Source organism: Azospirillum agricola (genome assembly GCF_020005195.1).
GTDB lineage: Bacteria > Pseudomonadota > Alphaproteobacteria > Azospirillales > Azospirillaceae > Azospirillum > Azospirillum agricola.
Genome location: NZ_JAIFZR010000008.1, coordinates 490,626 through 511,635, shown reverse-complemented (window position 1 = coordinate 511,635; position 21,010 = coordinate 490,626). Strand labels below are relative to the sequence as shown.

Below are 21,010 nucleotides of genomic sequence, written 5' to 3'. Positions count from 1 at the left end.
CTCAGCCCTTGATCTGGAGCAGGATGTCGATCATGCGGCCGGCGACCTGCACCACCTGGGCGCTGGCGCCGTAGCTTTGCTCGATCAGCAGGAGTTTCTGCATCTCGTCGTCGATGTTGACGCCGTCGCGGTTGATGCGCGCCGATTGCAGGGTGTCGGCGCTGATCTTGCGCGAGTTCATCTCGGATTCGGCGGTGGTGCGGTAGCCCTGCTGGACCGACACCATCGCGGTCGCGTAGTCGCCCAGCGTCGTCGCCGCCGTCGGCAGGTCCAGGCCCGGCGCGAAGGCGCCGGTGGTCGCGGTAAAGGCGGCGGAGAATCGCTCGATCTGCGTCTGGTCGCCGGCCGGCAGCGCCGCCAGGGCCAGGACGCCGCTTTGCACCCGCCAGCTTTCCGTCCTGACCAAATTATTTACGGCAATGCGCGAGGCAAGCCCGGCGGTGGTCGTGTAGGCAGCGCCGTTGTCGGTGAACAGGCCCGGCTTGGTCATATCGGGGTCGGTCTCGGCGCTCCGGAAGCGCTGGACGATTCCGGCGGCCAACTCGTCAAGCTGGGCCAGCGCGCGCGGCATGTCCTGCTTGACGGTCTGGACATAGCCCATGATGCGGCCGGTCTGGATCTCCGTGTCGGGGCTGGGGTTGGTGCCGGTCGGCGGAGCGCCCGAACCCAGCCACACCAGCCGGGAGCCGTTCGCCAACAGGTCGTTGCCGACGATGGTCAGCGGCGTCTCGCCGGGGTCGAGCTGGCCGTCGAGCAGGGTCTGGCCGTTGCGGGTCATCACCACGACCTGCCCGTCGTCGCGGCTGTAGGTGCGGATGCCGATCTCCTCCGACACGGTGTCGAGCAGCCGGTCGCGCTCGTCGCGCAGATCGCCGGTGTCGCCGCCCTTGGCGTCGAGGCTGGCGATGGCTCCGTTCAGCTCGCCGATGCGCTGGAGCGACGCGTTGACCGTGTCCACCGAGTTCTGGAGCCGGTTGCGCGCGTCGGTCTCCACCGTCCGGGCCGCCTCGGCGGCGTTGTTCAGGCCCTGGGTCAGGGCCACCGCCTGGGCGACCACCGCGTTCTGCGCGGCGTCGTCGTTCGGCATGTCGTGCAGGCGCGCGAAGGATTGCTGGAGCTTCGACAGCAGGGTCGAGACCGAACGCTCGTCCTGCGGCTGCCCCAGCACCAGTGCGTAGTCGGCCAGCGCCGAGGCGCGCGCCTCCTGCCCGGTGTAGCGGCTGGTCTCGTAGCGGGCGTCGCGGATCAGCAGCTCGTCGACCTTGCGGGCGATGGCGTCGACCTTGACGCCGGCCCCCTGTCCGCCGGTGACGGATGCCGACAGGGCGAGGTCGCGGCGGACATAGCCGGGGGTGGTCGCGTTGGCGATGTTGTGCGAGAGCAGGGCGGCCTGCTGCTGGGTCGTGCGCAGCCCGGACAGGGCGGCGGACAGGGCCAATTGAACGCTCATGACTGGGCTCCGTCGCTTCTCGCGCTCAACGCTTCAGGCGATTGGTCTCGTCGACCATCTCGTCGGCGGTGCGCACGATGGTGGCGTTCGACGAGTAGGCGCGCTGGGTCTCGATCAGCGAGACCAGTTCGGTGGCGATATCGACGTTGGACTGCTCCAGCGCCCCGCCGATCACGCTGCCGGCGCCGGCGCTGTTGCCCTTGCTCAGGCTCAGGGGGCCGGCGTCCATGCCCAGCGTGAAGGTGTTGCCGTTCTGGGCGACCAGACCGTCCGGATTCACCACGTTGGCGACCGGAACCTGGTAGAGCGCCTGCCGGGCGCCGTTGTCGTAGACCACCCAGAGCTTTCCGGTGTCGTCGATGTTCACCGTGCTGACCCGCCCGACCTTCGCGCCGTCGCCGATGACCTGCGGGATGTAGTCGCCGTTGAGCTGGGTGACGTTGCCCATGCTGAAGGTGATGGTGTCGGCGGTCGGCGTGGCCGGCGAGGTGATGGTGAAGGAGGCCGGGGTGACCGGGTTGCCCGACCCGTCCACCGGCATGCCGGCGTAGGGGCCGGTCGCCGCGAAGGTGACGGTCACCGGGGCGCCGGTCACGGTGTAGCCGGTGGGAGCGGTGGCCCCCAGCGTCCATTCGTTGGGATTGGCGGTCTTGGTCCAGGTCAGCTTGAGATCCTGGGCGTTGCCGAGCCCGTCGTAGAAGCTTGGCGTCGTTGTGAAGGTGTCGCCGCTCACCGCCTGGCCCGGCAGGTTGCCGGAGAATTGCATTCCCGTCGTGCGGCTGCCGCCATAGAGCAGGTTGCCGATGTTGACCGGCTCCAGATCGTCGAAGCGGGTGGTGCTGACGTTGGGCAGGCTGCCGTCGGGCGCCAGTTTCCACGCTTCCAGATACTGGCCGGCCGTGTTGCGCAGATAGCCGCTGTCGTCGGGCTTGAAGCTGCCGGCGCGGGTCAGCGAATATTGCGGCGATCCCGAGCTGTTGTTGCCGACCACGAAGAAGCCGCTGCCGCTGATCGCCATGTCGGTCGCCGAGTTGGTGCCGATCGGCGTGCCGTCCTGCTCGATCTGGTAGCGGCTGCTCGACTGCACGCCGCCGGCCGTGTAGACGCTGCTGCCGGGGGAGGTCAACAGGGTCGAGAAGTCCACCGTGGCCCGCTTGTAGCCCACCGTCTGCGAGTTGCTGATGTTGTCCGAGATGGCGGCGAGGCGAGAGCTCTGGGCGGACATGCCGCTGACTCCGGATCGCATGGCGCTGTACAGGCTCATCGTGGAATCCTCTGGTCAACCGTCGAACGAAGGGGAGGGGCGTCCCGGGATTCTCCACGGAGGACTGATGGAGCGACGATAGCGCGGTGGTTTTAAAGGCGCTTTAAAGGAAAACCGGCCCGCTTTTGTTAAAATGCCGGCCGTTTTCTCGGCTCAATCCTTGGTCTTTTCCGTTCGGGGAACGGATGCCCGTTCATCCCGCCGGCTTGCGCAGCAGGGTGATGCTGATGCGGCGGTTGCTGGGGTCGAGCGGAGCGTTGGCGGCGAAATGGTCGAGGTCGGCGCGGCCCTCGACGCGGACGATCCGCTTCGCCGAGATGCCGGCGCCGACCAGCTCGCGGCGGGCGGCGTTGGCGCGGTCGCTCGACAGCTCCCAGTTTCCGTACTTCGATTCGGCGGCGTAGCCGAGCCCGTCCGTGTGGCCGGCGATGGCGATGCCGTTGGGCACCGGGGCCAGAGCCGCCGCCACCATCCGCATCAGACGGCGGCCCGGCTCGTTCATCTGGGCCGAGCCGACCTTGAACATCGAGAAGCGGGCCTGGTCGGTCAACTGCACGCGCAGACCCTCGGGAACCTGCTGGATCACCACGCTGTCGGACAGGGCGCTGAGCTCCGGCGACGCGGCGATGCGGCCGCGCAGGTCGCGCTCCAGCGTCTCCAGGGCGGCCTTCTCGGTCAGCTCGGCCGACTGCTGGTCGAGCAGAGCCTCCAGCTCGGCGCGGGTGGCACCCAGGCTGGCCGTGCTGCCGGCGGGTGCCGGGGCGGAGTCGGCGGAAGACGCCGGCGGCGCGCGCAGCAGGTCGACCGGTTCGCCCGGAGTCCGGCCGCCCAGCGGGTGGGGCATCGGATCCTTGCGGCCGGCCGGCTGGCGATCGCTGTCGCCGACCGAGGCGACGACCGGTGGCGAGGCCACCGGGCTGGCCTGGTCGCCCTCCGCGTTGGGGGTGGTCAGCGAGCCGCTCTTGTCCACCGACCGGCCCGACAGCATGCCGTCGGCGCCGGACTGGCTCTGCGACACGGCGACCGGGTTGAAGTAGTCGGCGATGCCCTTGCGCTGTTCGGTGGTGGTGATGTTCATCAGCCACATCACCAGGAAGAAGGTCATCATCGCCGTCACGAAGTCGGCGTAGGCCAGCTTCCAGGTGCCGTTGTGCTCCTCCTCGTCATGGGCGGCGAGGTGGCGCTTGACGATGATCGGGGGAAGGGCGGGTTTGCGCGGCATCGGCGGTCACGCGGCCTGCCGGCCCTCGCGGCCCTTGGCCTGCGAGGACAGGGTGGTGGCGACCTCGACTTCGGCGAGGCTGGGCTGGATGTCGGTGTAGAGCACCTTCCGGGCGTACTCGGCGCAGACCTGCGGCGGGCTGCCGCGCAGATAGGCGCACAGTGCCGCCTTGATGCAGAAGAACATGTTCAGCTCGGATTCGCGGCGCTGGCGGGCGGCGCTGGCGATCGGTCCGACCATGCCGTAGGACAGCAGCACGCCGAGGAAGGTGCCGGTCAGCGCCCCGCCGATCATGTGGCCCAGCACCTCCGGCGCCTCGCTGATGGCGCCCATCGCGTTGATCACGCCCAGCACGGCGGCGACGATGCCCAGCGCCGGCAGCGCGTCGGCGAAGTTCTGCAACGCCTTGGGGACCTGTCCCAACTCGCGGCCCAGCGTGTCCAGCTCCTCCTGCATCAGGGCCTCCATGTCGTGCGGGTTGTCCTGACCCAGCGCCATCAGGCGCAGGTAGTCGCACAGGAAGACGATGCAGCGCTCATGCCGCAGCACGTTGGGGTACTGGGTGAACAGCGGGCTGTCGGCCGGGCGGTCGATGTCGCCCTCGATCTGCGACATGCCCTTGGACTTGGCGATGCGCAGCAGGCCGTAGACCATCGCGATCATGTCGAGATAGTCGTTTTTCGAGGTGCGGCGGCCGCGCGCCACGGCGCCGACGGTGCGCAGCGACTCGCGCAGCACCGTCGGCGAATTGGCGATGACGAAACCGCCCAGCCCCGCCCCGATGATGATGACGATCTCCACCGGCTGCCAGAGCACGGCCATCCGCCCGCCCATGGCGGCGAAACCGCCGAGCACGCTGGCGAACACCGCGATCAACCCGAACATCAAGCGCATGTTTCATTCTCCGGGACGGCGATGGTGTCGATTCGGGGGATCGGTACAGGGGGGGCCGGCGCGCCGAACCCGTCCCCCTTGGTTAACCCGCCGCGTTTAAAGCGGCTTTACGATTCGCGGATTCGGCGGCCAGGGGACGGCGAGGAAAGCGGTCAGGGCTGGTTCCTCCAGCCACGCGCCAGCCGGTCGAGCGCGTCGGCGGCGGCGAGCTGCCGGGTCACCTCGTCGCTGTCGAGCGGCCGGTCGCTGGCCGGCGGCGGCGTCAGCGTGTCGAGCAGCCCGGCCCAGCGCGTTCCGTTCAGCCGGCCGCGCTGGCTCTCGGCCAGCCCGCGCACGGTGTCGGTGTCGCCGGCCAGATAGGCGGACAGCCCATAGAGCGCGACATCCTCGGCGGCCGGCTGCCCGCCGGCGGCCGCGACCAGCTCGGCGAAGGCGGTGCGCGCCGCCGGCCACTCTCCGGCCTCGAACAGGCCGCGCGCCCGCAGCCGGTCCGCCGCCCCGCCGGCAAGCCCGCGCAGCGTGTCGAGCGCCCGCATGGTGTCGCCGTCGCCAAGCAGCGCGTCGGCCCGCAGCAAGGCGCGGCGCTCGGCCAGTTCCGTCTCGAGGTTGGTGTCGCCGGTGCGGTTCAGCACCTCCAGCGCCTCGCCCTCGCGGCCGGAATCGATCAGCGCGCGGGCCAGCGCGGCGCCCAGCTCGGCGCGGCGGGCGCCGGTGGAGTCCTCGGCCAGCGCGTGGAGGATGCGGGTCGCCTCGACGCTGTAGCCGTCGCGGACCAGCAGGGCGGCAAGGCGGCGGCGCAGCGTCGCGTCGCCGTCGTCGGCCAGCGCCACCAGCCGGCCGTGGCGCGCCTGGAGCGCCAGCGGGTAGAGCCCGCCCGGCCTGGCGCGTTCCAGCTGGTCGAGCACGGCGGCCAGCAGCGCGCGGCCGGCGACGAGCGCCTCGCGTCCGCGCGCTGTCGCGCCGAAGCGCCGGCCAAGCAGCCCGAACATGTCGAGCGCCGCCTCGGTCCGCCCCTGCCGTGCGTAGGCGCCGCCGAGCGCCGCCAGCGCATCGGTCTCGATGTCGTCGCCGCGCCAGGCGTAGCGCAGGGCCTCCAGCTCGGCGATGGCGCCGTCCTCGTCCAGCTTGCCCATGGTCCGGCGCAGCTCGATCCCGCGCACTTCGGCGCGCCGCGCGTAGGGACCGCTGCGGAGGTCCGACGCCTTGCGGTAATGGTCGAGCGCCGTGTCCGGCGTGTTGCGCAGCTCGGCGAACTGGCCGCGGAAATAGTCGAGCCGTCCGTCGGCCATGCCCTTGGCGTCGACCGTGATCATCTCCAGCACGATCAGGTTCAGCGCGTTGGCGTCGCGCGCGGCGTTGGCCGCTTCGGCGAGGATGGTCAGCAGGCGGCTGCGCAGCTCGGGCGGGTAGTCGAGCAGACGCTTCAGCGCGATCGGCAGCCCCTCGCGCGCCGCCGCCCAACGGGTGGGGGCGAGGGTGGCGCTGCGCCAGACGTGATGGTCGGGGGCGGTGCCCGGCGGGATTTGCACGAACAGGCTGTCGTCCGGCTTGTCGGCGCGGTCGAGCGCGCGGAAGGCGTCGCCGAGGATTTGCAGGCTGTAGCGCTGGTCGGGCGCGGGGGATTGGGCGGCGGCCGATTCGAGGGCGGCGCGTCCCTCCTCCTCCAAGGCGCGGGCCAGCGCGAAGCGGGCGAGGGCGATGAAGCCGTCGACGCGGCCGCGGCCGCGCGCGTCGCTCAACGCCTGTTGCAGGCGCTCGCGCGTCTGCACGAAATCGTCGCCGGCCCAGGCGGGGAGATCCATCGGGCCGATCGGCGGCGGACCCTGCGGAGCCGGCGCGGCGGCGGCCGGGGCTCCGGGCTGCGGTGCGGTGGACGCCGGCGGCTTGCCGGCCGGACGCCGTTCGAGCTGCCGCAGCGTCTGTTCGATGCTGGTCCGCACATCCTCCTCCAGGCTCGGCGGCGCCGCCTTGACCAGGAGGGGGGGCGCCGGGGGCTGGGCCGGAACAGGGGCGACGGCGGGGGCGGGAATCGCGGCGGGGGGAGTTGGCAGGGGGGTGAGCCTGACTGGCGCCGGCTGGGCGTTCGCGGTGCCGACCGGGTTCAGCGCCCCGGCGATCTCGCTGAAGGCGGAGGGGGACGGGGAGGCCGCCGGTGTGGTGTCCGCCGGAGGGGCGGGGAGGGGCGCCGGTTCCGCCCCGGCCACCGGCGGGCCGTCCGGCGTCTCCGGCGCGAAGACGTCCACGGGGACCAGCGGCTTGCGGCCGGGTATCGGCGGGCCGGCGACGTCGACGATCAGCAGCCTGCGCTCGCGCAGCGCGGTGACGCGGGCGCCGCAGGGGATCGCGGCGGTCAGGGTGCGGCCGTCCTCCACCGCCTCGAAGCCGGAGAGGCGGACCGACCAGACGCCGTTCAGGACGTCCAACGGCCAGCGTGCCCGTTTCGGCAGGGTGACCCGCAGGGCGCAGGCGTCGGCGATGGCGTCGGGTTCGGCGCCGTCGGGCAGGCTCAACACCAGACGCGAGAAATCGCCGAGATGGTCGCCAAGCTGCGCCTTCACCGTGGCGGCTCCGGCCGTGGCGGGTGTCGCCAGCGCGACGAGAAGCAGCGTCGAGGCGACCGTCATTCCTGTGTCTGTGCGCCGTTTCATCGCAGTCATCCCGAATTTTATCCAAATGATCGCCAAACCGGATTCAGTGCCGATGGAACGCGACCATGCCGGTACCAGGTTGAAACCCGGCTTTAAACTGCCTCGTCCAGATTAAGGCCACGTTCAAACCCAGGGGTGTTCCGCGATGGAGAACCAGCTTTACATCGGACTGTCGCGCCAGGTGGCCCTGCGGCGGCAGTTGGATGTGGTGGCGAACAACATCGCCAACATGAACACCGCCGGCTTCCGCGGCGAGCGCACCCTGTTCGAAACGGCGCTGGAGGCCGGCGGACGCAAGCCGACCGACCGCATCGCCTTCACCATCGACCGCTCCACCTACACCGACCTGCGGCCGGGCGCCTTCACGCAGACCGACAACCCTTACGACGTGGCGCTGGACGGCGACGGTTTCCTGACGGTGCAGACGCCGGACGGCGTGCGCTACACCCGCGACGGCCGCATGCGGCGCGACGCCGACGGGCAGCTCGTCACCGCCAACGGCCACCCGGTGCTCGACGACGGGCGGCGGCCGGTCACCATCAATTCCGACTACAGCACCGTCACCATCGCCCCCGACGGGCTGCTGTCGGCCGACGGAAACGTGGTCGCCCGGTTGGCGGTGACGCGCTTCGACAATCCGCAGATGCTGGCCCAGACCGGCGACCTGCTGTTCGAGGCCGGCGACGGCATGGAGCCGCGTCCGGCGCCGGACACCCGGCTGATCCAGGGCAAGGTCGAGAAATCCAACGTCCAGGGCATCGCCGAGATCGGGCGGATGATGGACCTCACCCGCGACTATCAGGCGGTGTCGAAGATGATGGACGACGGGCAGGATCTGCTGCGCACCGCCATCAACCGCCTCGGCAAATCCCAATAAGGAGTTTCGAGCATGCGCGTGCTCAGCATCGCCTCCACCGGCATGATGGCCCAGCAGTTGAACGTCGAGGTCATCTCCAACAACATCGCCAACATCAACACCACGGCCTACAAGCGCTCGCGCGCCGAATTCCAGGATCTGATGTACCAGTCCGAGCGGCGCCAGGGCAGCCAGTCGACCGACAGCGGCACCATCGTGCCGACCGGCATCGAGATCGGGCTCGGCGTGCGGCCGACCTCGGTCAACCGCATCAACACCACCGGCAGCCTGACCTCGACCGGCAACGAGCTGGATCTGGCGATCGAGGGGCGCGGCTATTTCAACGTGACCCAGCCGGGCGGCGACACCGTCTACACCCGCGCCGGCAGCTTCAAGCTGTCGCCGGAAGGCACCATCGTCACCTCGGACGGCTTCACGGTCGCCCCCGGCATCACCGTGCCGCAGGGCACCCGCGAGGTGGTGATCAACCGCTCGGGCGAGGTGCTGGCCTATGTCGACGGCCAGACGCAGCCGGTCAACCAGGGCCAGCTCGCCATGACCGTGTTCGTCAACGAATCGGGTCTGGAGGCGCTGGGCGACAACCTGTTCCGCGCCACCCCGGCGTCGGGCGAGGCGCAGGACGGCCTGGCCGGGCAGGCCGGCTTCGGCACCATCCGCCAGAAGTACCTGGAATCCTCGAACGTCAATGTGGTGCAGGAGATCACCGAGCTGATCTCGGCCCAGCGCGCCTACGAGATGAACGCCAAGGTCGTCGAGGCCGGCGACCAGATGGCCTCCACCATGACCAACATGCGGTGATCGCCATGCGCCGTTCCGTTTCCTGCCGGCCCCGCACCCCTCCCCGGGGCCGCCGGCTGGCGGCGGCGCTGCTGGCGCTGTCCGCGCTGCTCTTCCTTCCGTTCCCGTCGCTGGCCGGCATCGTCGAAACCATGCTGGCCGAGGAGTTGCTGGGCACGCTCGGCCCTTCGGTCCCGGCCGATGCTCGGGTGTCCCTGACGCTCGGCGCGCCGTTCGACGGGCCGGTCGAGACGGTGCGCGACATCGTGCACGACGCGCGCACCGGCACCTTCCGCGCCCAGGTCGCCAGCAACGGTCGGATCGTCGAGCTGAGCGGCCGCGCCGAGATCGAGGTCGAGATGCCGGTTCCCACCCGCCGCATCCGGCCGGGTGAGATCATCGAGGCGGTCGACCTCACCACCGTCCGCATGCCGCTGGAGCGCGCCGGAGCCGGTTACGTCGCGTCGGCGGACTCGCTGATCGGCCTGTCGCCGCGGCGTCAGATGCCGGCCGGGCGGCTGATCCACGTCGGTTCGGTGGGCGCGCCGATTGTCGTCCAGCGCAACCGCCCGGTGACACTGGTCTACGAGGATGGCCCGCTGCTGCTCGCCGCGCGCGGGCGGGCCTTGCAGGAGGGCGGCGTCGGCGACGTCGTCCGCGTCATGAACATCGCCAGCAGCACCGTCGTCACCGGCACCGTCACCGGCGCCGAGACGGTGTCGGTCAGCGGCCCGCGCGTCTCCGCCCAAGGCGCCGGCAGCGCCCAAGCCTTGAAAAGCCAGCCGTGATGAACCTCCGGAGACCCGCCATGCGCCGCGCCGCCCTCGTTCCGTTGCTGCTGGTGTCCGTCGCCGCGGGGGGCTGCGCGCGCCTCGCGGACATCGGCAGCGCCCCGTCCCTGTCGGAGATCTCCAACCCGGCGCTCCAGCCGGAGGCCCGTGTCATCTCCATGCCGATGCCGCAGCCGGTGCCGACCGAGCAGATCCCGAGTTCCCTGTGGCGCACCGGCTCGCGCAACTTCTTCGGCGACCCGCGCGCCAAGTCGGTTGGCGACCTGCTGACCGTCATCATCGACATTTCCGACCAGGCGCAGATGCGCAACAGCACCCAGCGCGGCCGCGCCAACAGCGAGAAGGCCGGGCTGCCGAACTTCTTCGGGCTGGAGAGCCGCCTGCCGGCGGTGCTGCCCGACGCGGTCGACCCGTCGAGCCTCGTCGACCTGGACAGCACCAGCACGTCGAGCGGCAACGGCACCATCCAGCGAACCGAGCGCATCGCCATGCGCGTCGCCGCCGTGGTGACCCAGGTGCTGCCCAACGGCAATTTCGTCATCGCCGGCCGTCAGGAGGTGCGGGTGAACTACGAGCTGCGCGAGATGCGGATCGCCGGCGTGCTGCGGCCCGAGGACATCTCCAACGTCAACACCATCGACTACGACAAGATCGCCGAGGCCCGGATCACCTATGGCGGGCGCGGCCAGATCACCGATGTGCAGCAGCCGCGCTACGGCCAGCAGGTTCTGGATGTCATCCTGCCCTTCTGACGGCCGGCGGAGTCCCGCATCATGAAAGCCGTCCTCCTGTTCGCCGTGGCCGCCGGCCTCGCCTTCGCCGGAGGCTACGGCTACGGCCGCTACGAGGCGATGCCCCGCCCGGCGCCGCCGGTGCCGTCGCCCGACGCGCCGCCCGGACCGGTGGCCGGGGAAACCATCGGCACCGGCCCCTATTACGTCGAGGTCGGCCAGTTGATCGTGCCGATGCTCGCCAAGGGGCGGACCGTCGCCTTCATCCTGACGCAGATCACGCTGGAGGCCGGCAGCAGCGACCAGGCCAACATGCTGAAGCGCCGCCTGCCGCACGCGCGCAGCGCCATGCTGGAAACCCTGTTCGGGCTGGCCGGGTCGGGAAGCTTCGACGGACCGGCCGTCGATCCGCTGGCGTTGTCCGCCGCCCTGCTGCGCAGCGCCAACGGGTCGTACTCCAGCCCGCCGGTGAAGGCGGTGCTGATCGACCGCCTGCTGCGCCAGGACAACAGCCGGTCCTGAAGGCGCTCCTGCCGCCGGACTGCCCACGCCTGAAACAATCCTGCCTACGCACCATGCGGTGGGACAGGATCCCCCGAAACCGGCTAGAGTGACGAAAGGATTACTTCGCAAGCAGAGATTCGTTGATGACCGAAGACACTCAGCCGACGCCGGGCGATGAGCCGAGCCCCCGTGTTCCGATCCGGATCGAGGAGGCGCTCGCGGCGGCGGCCATCGCGGCGATGGGCCTGATCACCTTCGCGAACGTGCTGACCCGCTACCTGACCAACATCTCGCTGGCCTTCACCGAGGAATACGCCATCGTCCTGATGGTGGTGATGACCCTGCTGGGCACCTCGGTCGCCGTGGTCCGCAACCACCACATCCGCATCACCTATTTCATGGACCGGCTTTCCCCTGCCATGCGCCGTCGGGCCGAGCTGTTCGCGCTCGCGGTCACCGTCCTGGTCTTCCTCGGGCTGGCCGGCTTCGGTTCGCTCCTGGTGTGGGACGAGTACCGGTTCGAGGAAACCTCGCCGGGGCTCGGCGTGCCGCAATGGATCTACACGATCTGGCTGCCGGTGCTCTCTGCCGTCATCGTGGCGCGCGCGGCGGGCCGCTTCCTGCGTGTGATGCGGGGGCAGGAATCATGATCACAGCGCTGCTGTTCGGAGGGTTCTTCGCCCTGCTGGTTGCCGGGGTCCCCATCGGGATGGCGCTCGGGCTGGCCGGGGCCGTGGTGATCGGCGTCGCCGGGCTCGGCATCATGTCGCTGCCGACCACGGTCTACACCGGCATGGCGAAGTATCCGCTGCTGGCCATCCCGATGTTCGTGCTGACCGGCCTGATCTTCGAGCGCTCCGGCGTGGCGGAGCGGCTGGTGACCTTCGCGCTGGCGGTGATCGGCAAGCGGCGCGGCGCGCTGCCGGCGGTCGCCATCATCGTTGCCATGTTCATGGGCGGCATCTCCGGCTCCGGCCCGGCAACCTCGGCCGCCGTCGGCGCGGTGATGACCGCGGCGATGCTGCGCGAAGGCTACCCGCGAGCCTTCACCGCCAGCGTCATCGGCGCCGCGGCGGCGACCGACATCCTGATCCCGCCCTCCATCGCCTTCATCATCTACAGCGTGATGGTGCCGCAGGCCTCGGTGCCGGCGCTGTTCGCCGCCGGGATGATCCCCGGCATTCTCGCTGGCCTGGCTCTGCTGATTCCCGCCGTCTGGATGTCGCGCCACCACGGATTCGGCGAAGTGGCGAAGGAGGGCGAGGGACGCCCGTCGATCTGGCAGGCCTTCAAGGACGCGATCTGGGGGCTGATGGCCCCGGTCCTGATCCTGGGCGGCATGCGCGCCGGGCTGTTCACCCCGACCGAGGCGGCGGTGGTCGCCGCCGTCTACGGCCTGTTCGTCGGCTTCGTCATCTACCGGACGCTGACCCTGCGCGACCTCTACCGGGTGCTGGTGGAATCGGCGGAGCTGTCGGCGATCATCCTGATCGTCGTCTCGCTGGCCGGCGTCTTCGCCTGGGCGACCGGGACGCTGGGCGTCATCGACCCGATCGCCAAGGGCATCGTCGAGCTGGGCATCGGCCAGTACGGGGTGATGGCGCTGCTGATCGCGGCACTGGTGGTGATCGGCATGTTCCTGGACGGCGTCTCGACCTTCCTGATCCTGCTGCCGATCCTGGTGCCGATCGCCAATCATTTCCAATGGGACTTGGTGTGGTTCGGGGTGATCCTGACGATGAAGCTGGCCATCGGCCAGTTCTCGCCGCCGATGGCGGTCAATCTGATGGTGACCTGCAAGATCGCCGGCACCACGATGGAGGCGACGGTCCGCTGGGTCGGCTGGCTGATCGTCTCGATGTTCCTGGCCCTGGCGGCGGTGGTCGCCTTTCCGGGCCTGGCGCTCTGGCTGCCGAAGACCCTTGGGTACTGAAGGCGGGCCGGCGGGGAGTCCTCAGTGGGGCGCGGAGCCGACGCCCCGCTGCTGGGCGGCGTCGAGCAGGCTGACCAGCTCGCTCGACACCCACCAGCGGCATTTGCGGCGTTCCTCGGTCGAGACGGCGACGACGCGTTCGATCAGCCGGCTCTCGCCGGGGTCCAGTTCGCGGCCGTCGCGCAGCGCGTGCTCGACGATGGCCAGCAGGGTCTTGTCGATGGCCGTGACCTCGATGGGATAGCCGGTCTCCTCCGCCAGCTCGCAGAGCCGGGCCATCGTCGGCAGGGCATCGTCGCGCCCGTAGGCGCCGGCCTGGCGGAACAGGCCGGCCAGATGCTCGCCGATCGCCGGCAGCCAGGGGTTGGAGGAGGCGGCGATGCCGCGCCGTGCCAGACGCTGGTTGAACTGGTTGATGAAGCGGACCCGCTCGATCAGCGGCGCCGGCGAGGCCGACGCGTTGAGCGTCAGCAAGCGGTGGCTGAGCACAGGCACCACCTCGCCCTCGACCAGCGCGGTGACGCGCCCGAGCGCCGTCGAGACCGCCGGCCAGCTCCGGCCGCCGCGCTCGATGCCGAATCCCTGGAGCGCGTCGTACCAGCGGAAGGCGCGCTCCAGCAGCCGCTCCGCCGATTCCCCGGCGGTGAGCTGCGGCGGCGCGGCGCGCCCGAGATGGAGATCCTCCAGCTTCTGCCGCAGGGCCTGCCAGGAGAATTGCAGATGGCCGACCGCCGCCTCGACCAGGGGCGAGTTGGGGAACAGGCCGTAGAGGGCGAGCGCCTGGTCGGGGTCGCGCGTGTTGTTCACCAGGGTCAGCGCGTAGAGCAGGCCGCCGTCGGGGGTTCCGGCCCGTTCGGTCATGCCGGAGGCGGCGTGCAGGACGCCGACGGTGTCGCGTGGCCGGGCCACGCCCTTCCACAGGGGGGCGTGCTCCAGCATGGAATCCAGCATCGCCAGATCGGCCATCGACAGCGGCGGCACGCCGGAAAGCCCGCGCTTGCGCAGCAGCGTCGCGCGTTCGGTGTTGGCGGAGGTCAGCAGCATCGCCGCCCCGCCGCGCTGGCGCAGCACGGCCAGGGAACGGCCGCGCAGTTCCTCGGCCCAATGGGCGGCGGCGGGGGAGGCGAGGACGACGTCGAGCGGATGTTCGCTGGCCCGCTGGGCGATGTCGGTCTGCACCTGTCCGGCCAGCTCGCGCAGATGCGGCAGCAGCGCGAACCACCAGGCACCGGCGTCGGCGACGTGCAGGCAGCCGGGCGGCCGCATCTCCGCCAGCATCAGCGCGTCGGTGCGCAGCATCACGGGATCGAACCAACCGGTCCAGATGCGCCGGGCATGTTCCGTGCGGGGGCCGTTCAACATGGCGACGATGAGGCGGCCGACCTCGATCGTCATCTGGTCGTTTTCCAGATGTCCGGCGCGCACCAACTCGAAGAGCTTGGATTTCTGCGACCGGTCGAGCGGTGCCAGAATCGCCTTCACCTTGTCCAGACTGTCCAGCGCGGCGTCCGGAGCGGGATTTTGCATGAGAACGCTGCTGTTGGGGCGGCCCGCCATGGCTTCCACTGGCGCTGGTAGATGCCCGGCATTTTAATTAGAAGCAAGTGATACTGCTACTGATATATGGTGACACATTCTGTCGGTATGAGACAGGACGGCACCGCGCAATCCCGGCATTGCAGCAACCCCACACTCACGTATGACAGAATCCGGCGGGGCTGTCGTGAAACGCATTGCAACGAGTTTCATCAAATGCTTAATAATTTTATTTCATTTAATCGCTAAATCGTATCTTCACAGTCCGGGCGGGTGGCCGCATTATCCACACAGGCAACGCGTCAATCAGCGAGGCGCTCCATGATTCCCCGGCCCGCCCCCCTTCCTGTCCCCAGGTTGCTTCCGGCCATGACCGACATCGATCCGCGCAAGGCCGACGCCGCTGTGGACGCTTTCGTCGCTCGCCTGTCGTCGGATGCCGGCCTGTCCGACGGTGACCGCGCCATGGCCTACGAGGCGGCGCTCAAGCATCTGATGGGCCATCTGATCGAGCGGGAGGGCTGGCTGGCCGAGGAGTTCTCGGGCCTCGCCCGGTCGCTCGGCGCCTATTGAGCCCGAAGCGGCCTCGGCTCCATCCCTGACTGACATCATGGTCCATTTGCCGGCCGCCCGTCCCTCGTCGGACGGGCGGCCGGCGTCGTTTTGGCGGGACGACTTGCCCAATCCCCCCTGCCCAGCGGGCGGGGGGCAAGGAATCAACCTTCAGTTCAACGCTCGTTGAAGCTGTCGGACAGGGCGAAGTAGATCGGCTTCAGCAGATACTCCAGCAGCGACCGCTCGCCGGTGGTCATCTCGACCTGCGCCGTCATGCCGGGCAGGACCGGATGCTGCGCCTCGTCATGGCCGACATAGTTGCGGCTCAGGCCGATGACCGCCTTGTAGTAGGGGCGGTGCTGCTCGTCCAGGAAGGTCGAGGCGGAGATCCGGCGCAGCGTGCCGGGGATCGAACCGTAGCGCGCGAAGTCGTAGGTCAGCACCTTCACCGTCGCCCCCAGCCCGACATGGAGCTGGCCGACGTCGCGCGGGGCGACGTGCGCCTCGACCGTCATCTCATGATCGACCGGGACGATCTGCATCAGGACGCCGCCCTCCGGGACCACGGCGCCGACCGTGTTGATGCGCAGGTCCTGAACCAGCCCGCGAACCGGCGACAGCACCGTCAGACGTCTGGAGCGGTCATCCAGCTTGGCGCGCGCCTCGCGGAGCTGCGCGATCTCGGCGGTGACGGTGCCCATCTCGGTCACCGCGTCCTGCGACAGCTTGGCCGACTGGTCGAGGATGCGGTTGCCGGCCTCGGTGATCGCCTGCTGCGTGGTGATCAGCTGGCTCTCGATCCGCCGCTGCTCGCCCATCAGGCGCGACTGCTCGCGCTGGGTCTCCAGCGATTGCAGCTTGGACGACAGGCCCATCGATTCCAGCTTGTTGCGGATGTCGACCGAGCCGGTGATCAGCGCGATCTGGTCCTTGATGCTGGCGAGCTGGCCCTCGTAGAGCGCCAGCTCGGCCTCGCGCTGGGCGACCTGGGATTGCAGCACGGCGGTCGCGGTGTCGCGAGCCTGCCGCTGGGTGTCGAAGATCAGGCGCTGGTCGGCGACCTGGGTGGGATCGGCCTTGGTGAATTGGGCGAAGTCCGGCTCGCGCCCGGCGGCGAAGGCGCGCAGCCGCTCGGCCCGCAGGTCGAGCGCCAGCAGGCGGACGTTCATCTGCTCCAGCTCGGCCTGGACCTGCTTGGGATCGAAGACGGCGAGAGGCTGCCCGGCCTCGACCAGATCGCTGTCCTTGACCAGGATGGAGGCGACGATGCCGCCCTCCAGATGCTGGACCACCTGGGCGTTGCCCGACGGCACCACCTGACCGGGAGTGACGACGGCCTCCTTGACCGGCATCAGCGTGGCCCAGACCAGCAGGGCGACCATCAGCAGGACCAGCACGAGGATGGTGGCGCGGACCAGCGACAGGGTCGCGTCGTCGGCGCTGAGCGATTTGCCGGTGGGGCGGGCGAGGTCGGAAGCGGCCATGGACGATCACACGGAAAGCAGGAGGGCGAAGGCGGAAGGGCGGAGGCGGGCGGATCAGTGGGGACGGGTCTGCGGTGTCGACGTCGAAGCCAGCCCGACCGGGCGGTTCAGCGCGGCCCCGCCGAGCAGCGCGCCGACGATGCCGTTGGCGGTGGCGTTTCCGCCGGGGCCGCCGGGGCGCGGGCCGGGCAGGCCGCCGGCCGGGCTGGCCGGGGCGATCATGCCGGCGTCCATGGTCAGCACCGTGTCGGCCAGGGTCAGGTGGCTCGGCCGGTGGGTGACCAGGAAGATGGTGCTGTGCCCGCGCAAAGCGCTCAGCGCGGCGTGGAGCGCCTTGTCGCCCTCGAAATCCAGCCGGCTGGCCGGCTCGTCGAGCAGCAGGATCTTCGGCCGGCGGATGTAGGCGCGGGCCAGGCAGATCTTCTGTGACAGGCTGGGCGACAGGCGGATCGACTGGTTGTCGCCGATGCGGGTCTCGAGCCCGTTCGACAGCGCCTCGACCTCGTCCAGCGCGCCGGCCAGCGACAGCGCCCAGCGCAGCTCGGCGTCGTCGGCGGTCTGGTCGGCGAAGCGCAGATTCTGCGCCACCGTGCCGTAGAAGAGGGTGGTGGCCTGCGGCACGTAGCCGACCGACTTGCGCAGGTCGATCGGGTCCATCTGCCGGATGTCGACACCGTCGATCCGTACGTTGCCCGCCTGCGGCGGATACAGCCCGAGCATGACCTTCAGCAGGGAGGACTTGCCGGCGCCGTCCGGCCCGACGATGGCGACGATCTGCCCCGGCTTGACCGAGAAGGACACGCCGACCAGCGCCGGGTCGGCGTCGTTGCGGTAGCGCAGCGACACGCGGGAGAAGGACACCTCGCCCTTCAACCGGCGCGGCGGCAGGGTGGCGCAGCGCGGCTCGCGCTCCGGCCGGATGCTCATCAGGCCATTGATCTGGCGGGCGTTGCCGCGCAGCTGCTCGATGCGCGGCAGCAGGGTGACGGCGGTCTGCAACGGCACCATCACCCGCCACAGCAGCATCATCGACGCCATCAGGGCGCCCGGCGTCATCGCGCCGTTGAACACCTGGATCGCCCCGACGCCGACGGTGGACAGACCGGCGACCGGCACCACCAGCCCGGCCAGCGACACATGGGTCGCCGACAGGTTGGCGGCGCTGTGGCCCGACCGCGCGGTCTTCGCCGACAGCCGGTCGTAGCGGTCGCGCCAATGGGCCAGCCCGCCGATGGCGCGCAGCGCCGGCATCTTGGCGATCATCTCGACGAAGAATTCCTGCCGCTCGGTGTCGGCCCGCGCGGTGGAGCTGGTGCGGGCGCGCACCAGCGGGTGGACGGCGGCGCCGATGCCGGCGGTGATCAGCACGGCGGCCAGCGGCACCAGCGCCAGCGGCCCGCCCAGCACGGCCATGACGATCAGGTAGAACAGGGCGAAGGGCACGTCGAACAGGGCGGCGACCTGCCCCTGGCTGATGAAGTCCCGGATCGATTCCAGATCCTTCACGCGGGCGATCTGGGTGCCGATGTTGGCGCGCTCGCTCATGCCGACCGGCAGCATCAGGATGCGCTCGATGGTGGCGTTGCTGATCGAGCGGGCGATGCGCGATCCGGCGTGGGCCAGCGCGCGGCCACGGATCTGGCGGAGCGCGAAATCACCGCCGATCACCAGGACGGCGCCCACCGCGATGGTGGTGAGCGTGTCGATCGATCCGGTGGTCACCACCTTGTCGTAGATCGCCATGGTGAAGAGCGGGGCGGCGATGGACAGCAGGTTGATGACGGCGCTGAGACCCAGCACCGCCCACAGCAGCGGCAGGAAGCCCTGCGCCACCATGCTGACCCAGTTCTGCGCCCCGGCGCCGGCCGCCGTGGTTTCCAGAGGGGTGAAGACGTAGGCGGTGCCCTTGCCGGTGGTCAGCGTGACGGTGTCGCGTGTCTTGCCGCTGAAGGCCTTGACGTCGTTGCCGTCGTCATCGAGCGACAGCAGCGTGTGGACCGCGCCGTCGCGCCCCTGGAACAGGCAGGGCAGCAGGGCGGGGTCGAGCCGCGAGAGGTCGATGCGGAGGCTCCGACCTTCGAAATGCAGGCGTTGCAGGACGTCGCACAGCTCCTCGACGGTCTGCACCTCGGAGAAGTGGGGCAGCGCCTCGGCCAGCGCCTGCGGCGCGCCGCGCCAGCCCAGCCCGTCGAGCAGCGGGATCATGCAGGCGCCGACCGCCGAGGCTTCCGACAGGCGCCGCCGCAGGACGTCCTCGTCGTCGTGCGCCGCCTTGATCGGGTCGGCCTTGGCCGTGGCGGCGCTGTCGGCGGCGGGGGTGCTGGACACCAGCACCGGCTGCGAGGCGGCGCCGTCGGACCCCGGCTCGGGCCGGCTGATCACGCGGCCGCCGACGATCTGCACCACCCGGTCGGCCAGCGACAGCAGGGAGGGGCGGCTGGTGACCAGCAGGATGGTGACGCTGCCGCGCAGCTCGTTCAGGGCGCGGCGGAACACCGTGTCGGATTCGACGTCGAGCGAGGAGTTCGGCTCGTCGAGCAGAAGCACCGCCGGCTCGCGGACCAGGGCGCGGGCCAGACAGATCATCTGGCGGGCGCCCCGCGGCAGCGATTCCTGCGAGGCGTCGCCGACGATGGTCTCGTAGCCCTGCGGCAGGCTGGCGATGCGGCGGTCCAGCCCGAAGCGGCGGCAGACCTCCATCGCCAGATCGGCCCGGCCCGGGTCGAACAGGGTCAGGTTCTGCAGGATGGTGCCTTTGAACAGCTCGGGATTCTCGCCGACATAGACGACCCCGCCGATGCCGGTCATCGCGTCGCTTGCGGTGTCCGATCCGGCGCCGCGCACCCCGACCCGCACGCTGCCGTCGGTCGGGCGCAGCGCGCCCAGGATCAGCCGCAGCAGCGTCGTCTTGCCCGACGCGTTGGTCGCCACCACGCCGAGGAACTCGCCGGGACCGACGCTGAGCGACAGGTCGCCGAGGATCTCCGGCCCGCGCTCGTAGGCGAAGCGGACCTTGTCCATTTCGATGGAGCCGGGGGCCAGCGGCTGGACGACCGTATCGGCGTCGGCCTTTCCGGTGGTCTTCGCCGGTTCGTCGTCCAGGGCGCCGCCGTCGGATCCGACCTCCAGCAGCACATGACCGATCCGGCGCAGCGCCAGCGACACCGACTGGTAGCGCACCCAGCGGTCGAACAGCGCCTGCACCGGCTGCACGCAGCGCCCGGCCAGCATCGAGCAGGCGGTCAGCACGCCGGTCGTCATCGCCCCGTCGATCACCGACACGCTGCCGACGATGACCACCAGCATCATGGTCGCCTGCGCCAGGGTCGTGGCGATGACCGAGGCGGTTCCGCTCAGCCGGGCGACATTGAAATCCTCCTCGCTGCACCCCTGTTGCAGGCGCTCGTGCCGGCGCAGCAGGCCGGCTTCGGCGCCCAGCCCCTTGACGGTGTGGACGCCGCCCAGAACCTCGCTGATGAAGTTCAGGCGCCGCTCCTCCAGCGTGTGGCGGCTTTCCAGCGCCCGGCGCATCCGCTTGCCGAGGACGGCGCCGAGGATCAGGAACAGCCCCAGCACCACCAGCGGAATCGCCACCAGCCAGCCGGCCAGAAGCGCGATCAGCCCCAGATAGAGAATGGCGAAGGGAATATCGATGGCCGATTGCAGCGCCTGGCCCGAATAGAACTCGCGCACCATCTTGATGGCGCGATAGACCTCGAAATGGGTGCCGATGCCCTGGTGGGAGAAGGCGTTCAGCGGCATGCGCATCAGCCGGTCGATCAGCGAGGCGCTCGATTGGTGCTCGATCCGCGCGCCCATCCAGGTGGTCAGCGCCGAGCGCGCGACCCGCAGGATCGCCTCCATCACCGCCGCGACGCCGCAACCGATTCCGAGCAGCAGCATGGTGCCATACGACTCGTTGGGCAGGATGCGGTCGTAGACGTGCAACAGTGTGACCGGCAGCGCCAAACCGGAAAGGTTGAGCGCGAAGGAGGCCAGCACCAGCATGACCCGGTCGCGCCGCGGGCCCAGCATGCCGGACAGCAGCCGGCGGGCCGCCTTCTCGGCGGCTTGGTCGCGGTCGGCTCCGGCCTTGGCGGACGGGGCGTTGCGGGGGGAAGGCAGGGAAGCGGGCTGCAAGAGACCAAACCTGTGCGCAGGGTATCGAGACAGCTAATCAACAGCATAATTGCTAGTGATAGGTAAATCCGCGAATAGCAACAAATGGCAACGGGCCATTTTGCTCGCCCATGCGTGCGGGTGGCGGCAGGTGGCGCCGCCAGTCCCGGCGGCTTGCTTTTCAGCGGTTTTGTTGAGCGCACAATCGGCGATCGCAGCTGCTGA

The 21,010-nt window shown here is 69.8% G+C and carries 16 protein-coding genes; 8 read left to right on the top strand and 8 right to left on the bottom strand.

Annotation, left to right across the window (positions count from 1 at the left end):
* Position 1: 1 nt before the first annotated feature.
* The 5 genes from flgK to JN22_RS34590 all read right to left on the bottom strand — a co-directional run bounded on the left by flgK (position 2) and on the right by JN22_RS34590 (position 7,478).
* Complete coding sequence (gene flgK / locus JN22_RS34610) at positions 2–1,450, bottom strand: flagellar hook-associated protein FlgK (RefSeq protein ID WP_085558406.1); 1,449 nt, start codon at positions 1,448–1,450, stop codon at positions 2–4.
* A gap of 25 nt (positions 1,451–1,475) precedes the next feature.
* Complete coding sequence (locus JN22_RS34605) at positions 1,476–2,696, bottom strand: flagellar hook protein FlgE (protein WP_223678050.1); 1,221 nt, start codon at positions 2,694–2,696, stop codon at positions 1,476–1,478.
* Between the two features lie 211 nt (positions 2,697–2,907).
* Positions 2,908–3,936 carry a flagellar motor protein MotB gene (locus tag JN22_RS34600; protein WP_085558404.1) on the bottom strand — a complete coding sequence of 343 codons (1,029 nt, stop codon included), beginning with the start codon at positions 3,934–3,936 and terminating at the stop codon, positions 2,908–2,910.
* Positions 3,937–3,942: 6 nt separating this feature from the next.
* Positions 3,943–4,830, bottom strand: a complete 888-nt coding sequence (gene motA / locus JN22_RS34595; RefSeq protein WP_085558403.1) for a flagellar motor stator protein MotA — start codon at positions 4,828–4,830, stop codon at positions 3,943–3,945.
* Between the two features lie 152 nt (positions 4,831–4,982).
* Complete coding sequence (locus tag JN22_RS34590; RefSeq protein ID WP_085558402.1) at positions 4,983–7,478, bottom strand: hypothetical protein; 2,496 nt, start codon at positions 7,476–7,478, stop codon at positions 4,983–4,985.
* Between the two features lie 145 nt (positions 7,479–7,623).
* On the opposite strand from JN22_RS34590, the gene flgF reads away from it, so the two are divergent.
* The 7 genes from flgF (at position 7,624) to JN22_RS34555 (ending at position 13,091) form a co-directional block, all read left to right on the top strand.
* On the top strand, positions 7,624–8,355 hold the full coding sequence (gene flgF, locus JN22_RS34585) for a flagellar basal-body rod protein FlgF (RefSeq protein WP_085558401.1): 732 nt from the start codon (positions 7,624–7,626) through the stop codon (positions 8,353–8,355).
* Between the two features lie 12 nt (positions 8,356–8,367).
* Positions 8,368–9,153: a flagellar basal-body rod protein FlgG gene (gene flgG, locus JN22_RS34580; protein ID WP_085558400.1), complete on the top strand. Its 786-nt coding sequence runs from the start codon at positions 8,368–8,370 to the stop codon at positions 9,151–9,153.
* Positions 9,154–9,158: 5 nt separating this feature from the next.
* Positions 9,159–9,920: a flagellar basal body P-ring formation chaperone FlgA gene (flgA, locus tag JN22_RS34575; RefSeq protein ID WP_085558448.1), complete on the top strand. Its 762-nt coding sequence runs from the start codon at positions 9,159–9,161 to the stop codon at positions 9,918–9,920.
* Positions 9,921–9,940: 20 nt separating this feature from the next.
* Positions 9,941–10,675: a flagellar basal body L-ring protein FlgH gene (flgH, locus tag JN22_RS34570; RefSeq protein ID WP_143269056.1), complete on the top strand. Its 735-nt coding sequence runs from the start codon at positions 9,941–9,943 to the stop codon at positions 10,673–10,675.
* 21 nt (positions 10,676–10,696) lie between these two features.
* Entirely contained in the window at positions 10,697–11,176 is a 480-nt protein-coding gene (locus JN22_RS34565) for a flagellar basal body-associated FliL family protein (protein WP_085558398.1), read from the top strand.
* 125 nt (positions 11,177–11,301) lie between these two features.
* Positions 11,302–11,808: a TRAP transporter small permease gene (locus JN22_RS34560; protein ID WP_085558397.1), complete on the top strand. Its 507-nt coding sequence runs from the start codon at positions 11,302–11,304 to the stop codon at positions 11,806–11,808.
* On the top strand, positions 11,805–13,091 hold the full coding sequence (locus JN22_RS34555) for a TRAP transporter large permease (RefSeq protein ID WP_085558396.1): 1,287 nt from the start codon (positions 11,805–11,807) through the stop codon (positions 13,089–13,091). The genes JN22_RS34560 and JN22_RS34555 overlap by 4 nt, the downstream gene beginning before the upstream one ends.
* A gap of 21 nt (positions 13,092–13,112) precedes the next feature.
* On the opposite strand, the gene JN22_RS34550 is transcribed toward JN22_RS34555, so the two are convergent.
* Positions 13,113–14,618, bottom strand: coding sequence for a hypothetical protein (locus JN22_RS34550; protein ID WP_223678044.1), 1,506 nt, complete (start codon positions 14,616–14,618; stop codon positions 13,113–13,115).
* Between the two features lie 378 nt (positions 14,619–14,996).
* On the opposite strand from JN22_RS34550, the gene JN22_RS34545 reads away from it, so the two are divergent.
* Positions 14,997–15,200, top strand: a complete 204-nt coding sequence (locus tag JN22_RS34545) for a hypothetical protein (RefSeq protein ID WP_085558447.1) — start codon at positions 14,997–14,999, stop codon at positions 15,198–15,200.
* Positions 15,201–15,355: 155 nt separating this feature from the next.
* Here the strand turns inward: JN22_RS34545 and JN22_RS34540 are convergent, their stop codons facing one another.
* Complete coding sequence (locus JN22_RS34540) at positions 15,356–16,666, bottom strand: HlyD family type I secretion periplasmic adaptor subunit (RefSeq protein WP_085558394.1); 1,311 nt, start codon at positions 16,664–16,666, stop codon at positions 15,356–15,358.
* A 54-nt stretch (positions 16,667–16,720) separates the two neighbouring features.
* Positions 16,721–20,806, bottom strand: a complete 4,086-nt coding sequence (locus tag JN22_RS34535; protein ID WP_223678043.1) for a peptidase domain-containing ABC transporter — start codon at positions 20,804–20,806, stop codon at positions 16,721–16,723.
* Positions 20,807–21,010 lie beyond the last annotated feature (204 nt).

Excerpts from the sequence above, each read along its gene's own strand:
- flgK (WP_085558406.1), bottom strand. The coding sequence starts at position 1,450 with ATGAGCGTTCAATTGGCCCTGTCCGCCGCCCTGTCCGGGCTGCGCACG.
- JN22_RS34605 (WP_223678050.1), bottom strand. The coding sequence starts at position 2,696 with ATGCGATCCGGAGTCAGCGGCATGTCCGCCCAGAGCTCTCGCCTCGCC.
- JN22_RS34600 (WP_085558404.1), bottom strand. The coding sequence starts at position 3,936 with ATGCCGCGCAAACCCGCCCTTCCCCCGATCATCGTCAAGCGCCACCTC.
- motA (WP_085558403.1), bottom strand. The coding sequence starts at position 4,830 with ATGCGCTTGATGTTCGGGTTGATCGCGGTGTTCGCCAGCGTGCTCGGC.
- JN22_RS34590 (WP_085558402.1), bottom strand. The coding sequence starts at position 7,478 with ATGAAACGGCGCACAGACACAGGAATGACGGTCGCCTCGACGCTGCTT.
- flgF (WP_085558401.1), top strand. The coding sequence starts at position 7,624 with ATGGAGAACCAGCTTTACATCGGACTGTCGCGCCAGGTGGCCCTGCGG.
- flgG (WP_085558400.1), top strand. The coding sequence starts at position 8,368 with ATGCGCGTGCTCAGCATCGCCTCCACCGGCATGATGGCCCAGCAGTTG.
- flgA (WP_085558448.1), top strand. The coding sequence starts at position 9,159 with ATGCGCCGTTCCGTTTCCTGCCGGCCCCGCACCCCTCCCCGGGGCCGC.
- flgH (WP_143269056.1), top strand. The coding sequence starts at position 9,941 with ATGCGCCGCGCCGCCCTCGTTCCGTTGCTGCTGGTGTCCGTCGCCGCG.
- JN22_RS34565 (WP_085558398.1), top strand. The coding sequence starts at position 10,697 with ATGAAAGCCGTCCTCCTGTTCGCCGTGGCCGCCGGCCTCGCCTTCGCC.
- JN22_RS34560 (WP_085558397.1), top strand. The coding sequence starts at position 11,302 with ATGACCGAAGACACTCAGCCGACGCCGGGCGATGAGCCGAGCCCCCGT.
- JN22_RS34555 (WP_085558396.1), top strand. The coding sequence starts at position 11,805 with ATGATCACAGCGCTGCTGTTCGGAGGGTTCTTCGCCCTGCTGGTTGCC.
- JN22_RS34550 (WP_223678044.1), bottom strand. The coding sequence starts at position 14,618 with ATGCAAAATCCCGCTCCGGACGCCGCGCTGGACAGTCTGGACAAGGTG.
- JN22_RS34545 (WP_085558447.1), top strand. The coding sequence starts at position 14,997 with ATGACCGACATCGATCCGCGCAAGGCCGACGCCGCTGTGGACGCTTTC.
- JN22_RS34540 (WP_085558394.1), bottom strand. The coding sequence starts at position 16,666 with ATGGCCGCTTCCGACCTCGCCCGCCCCACCGGCAAATCGCTCAGCGCC.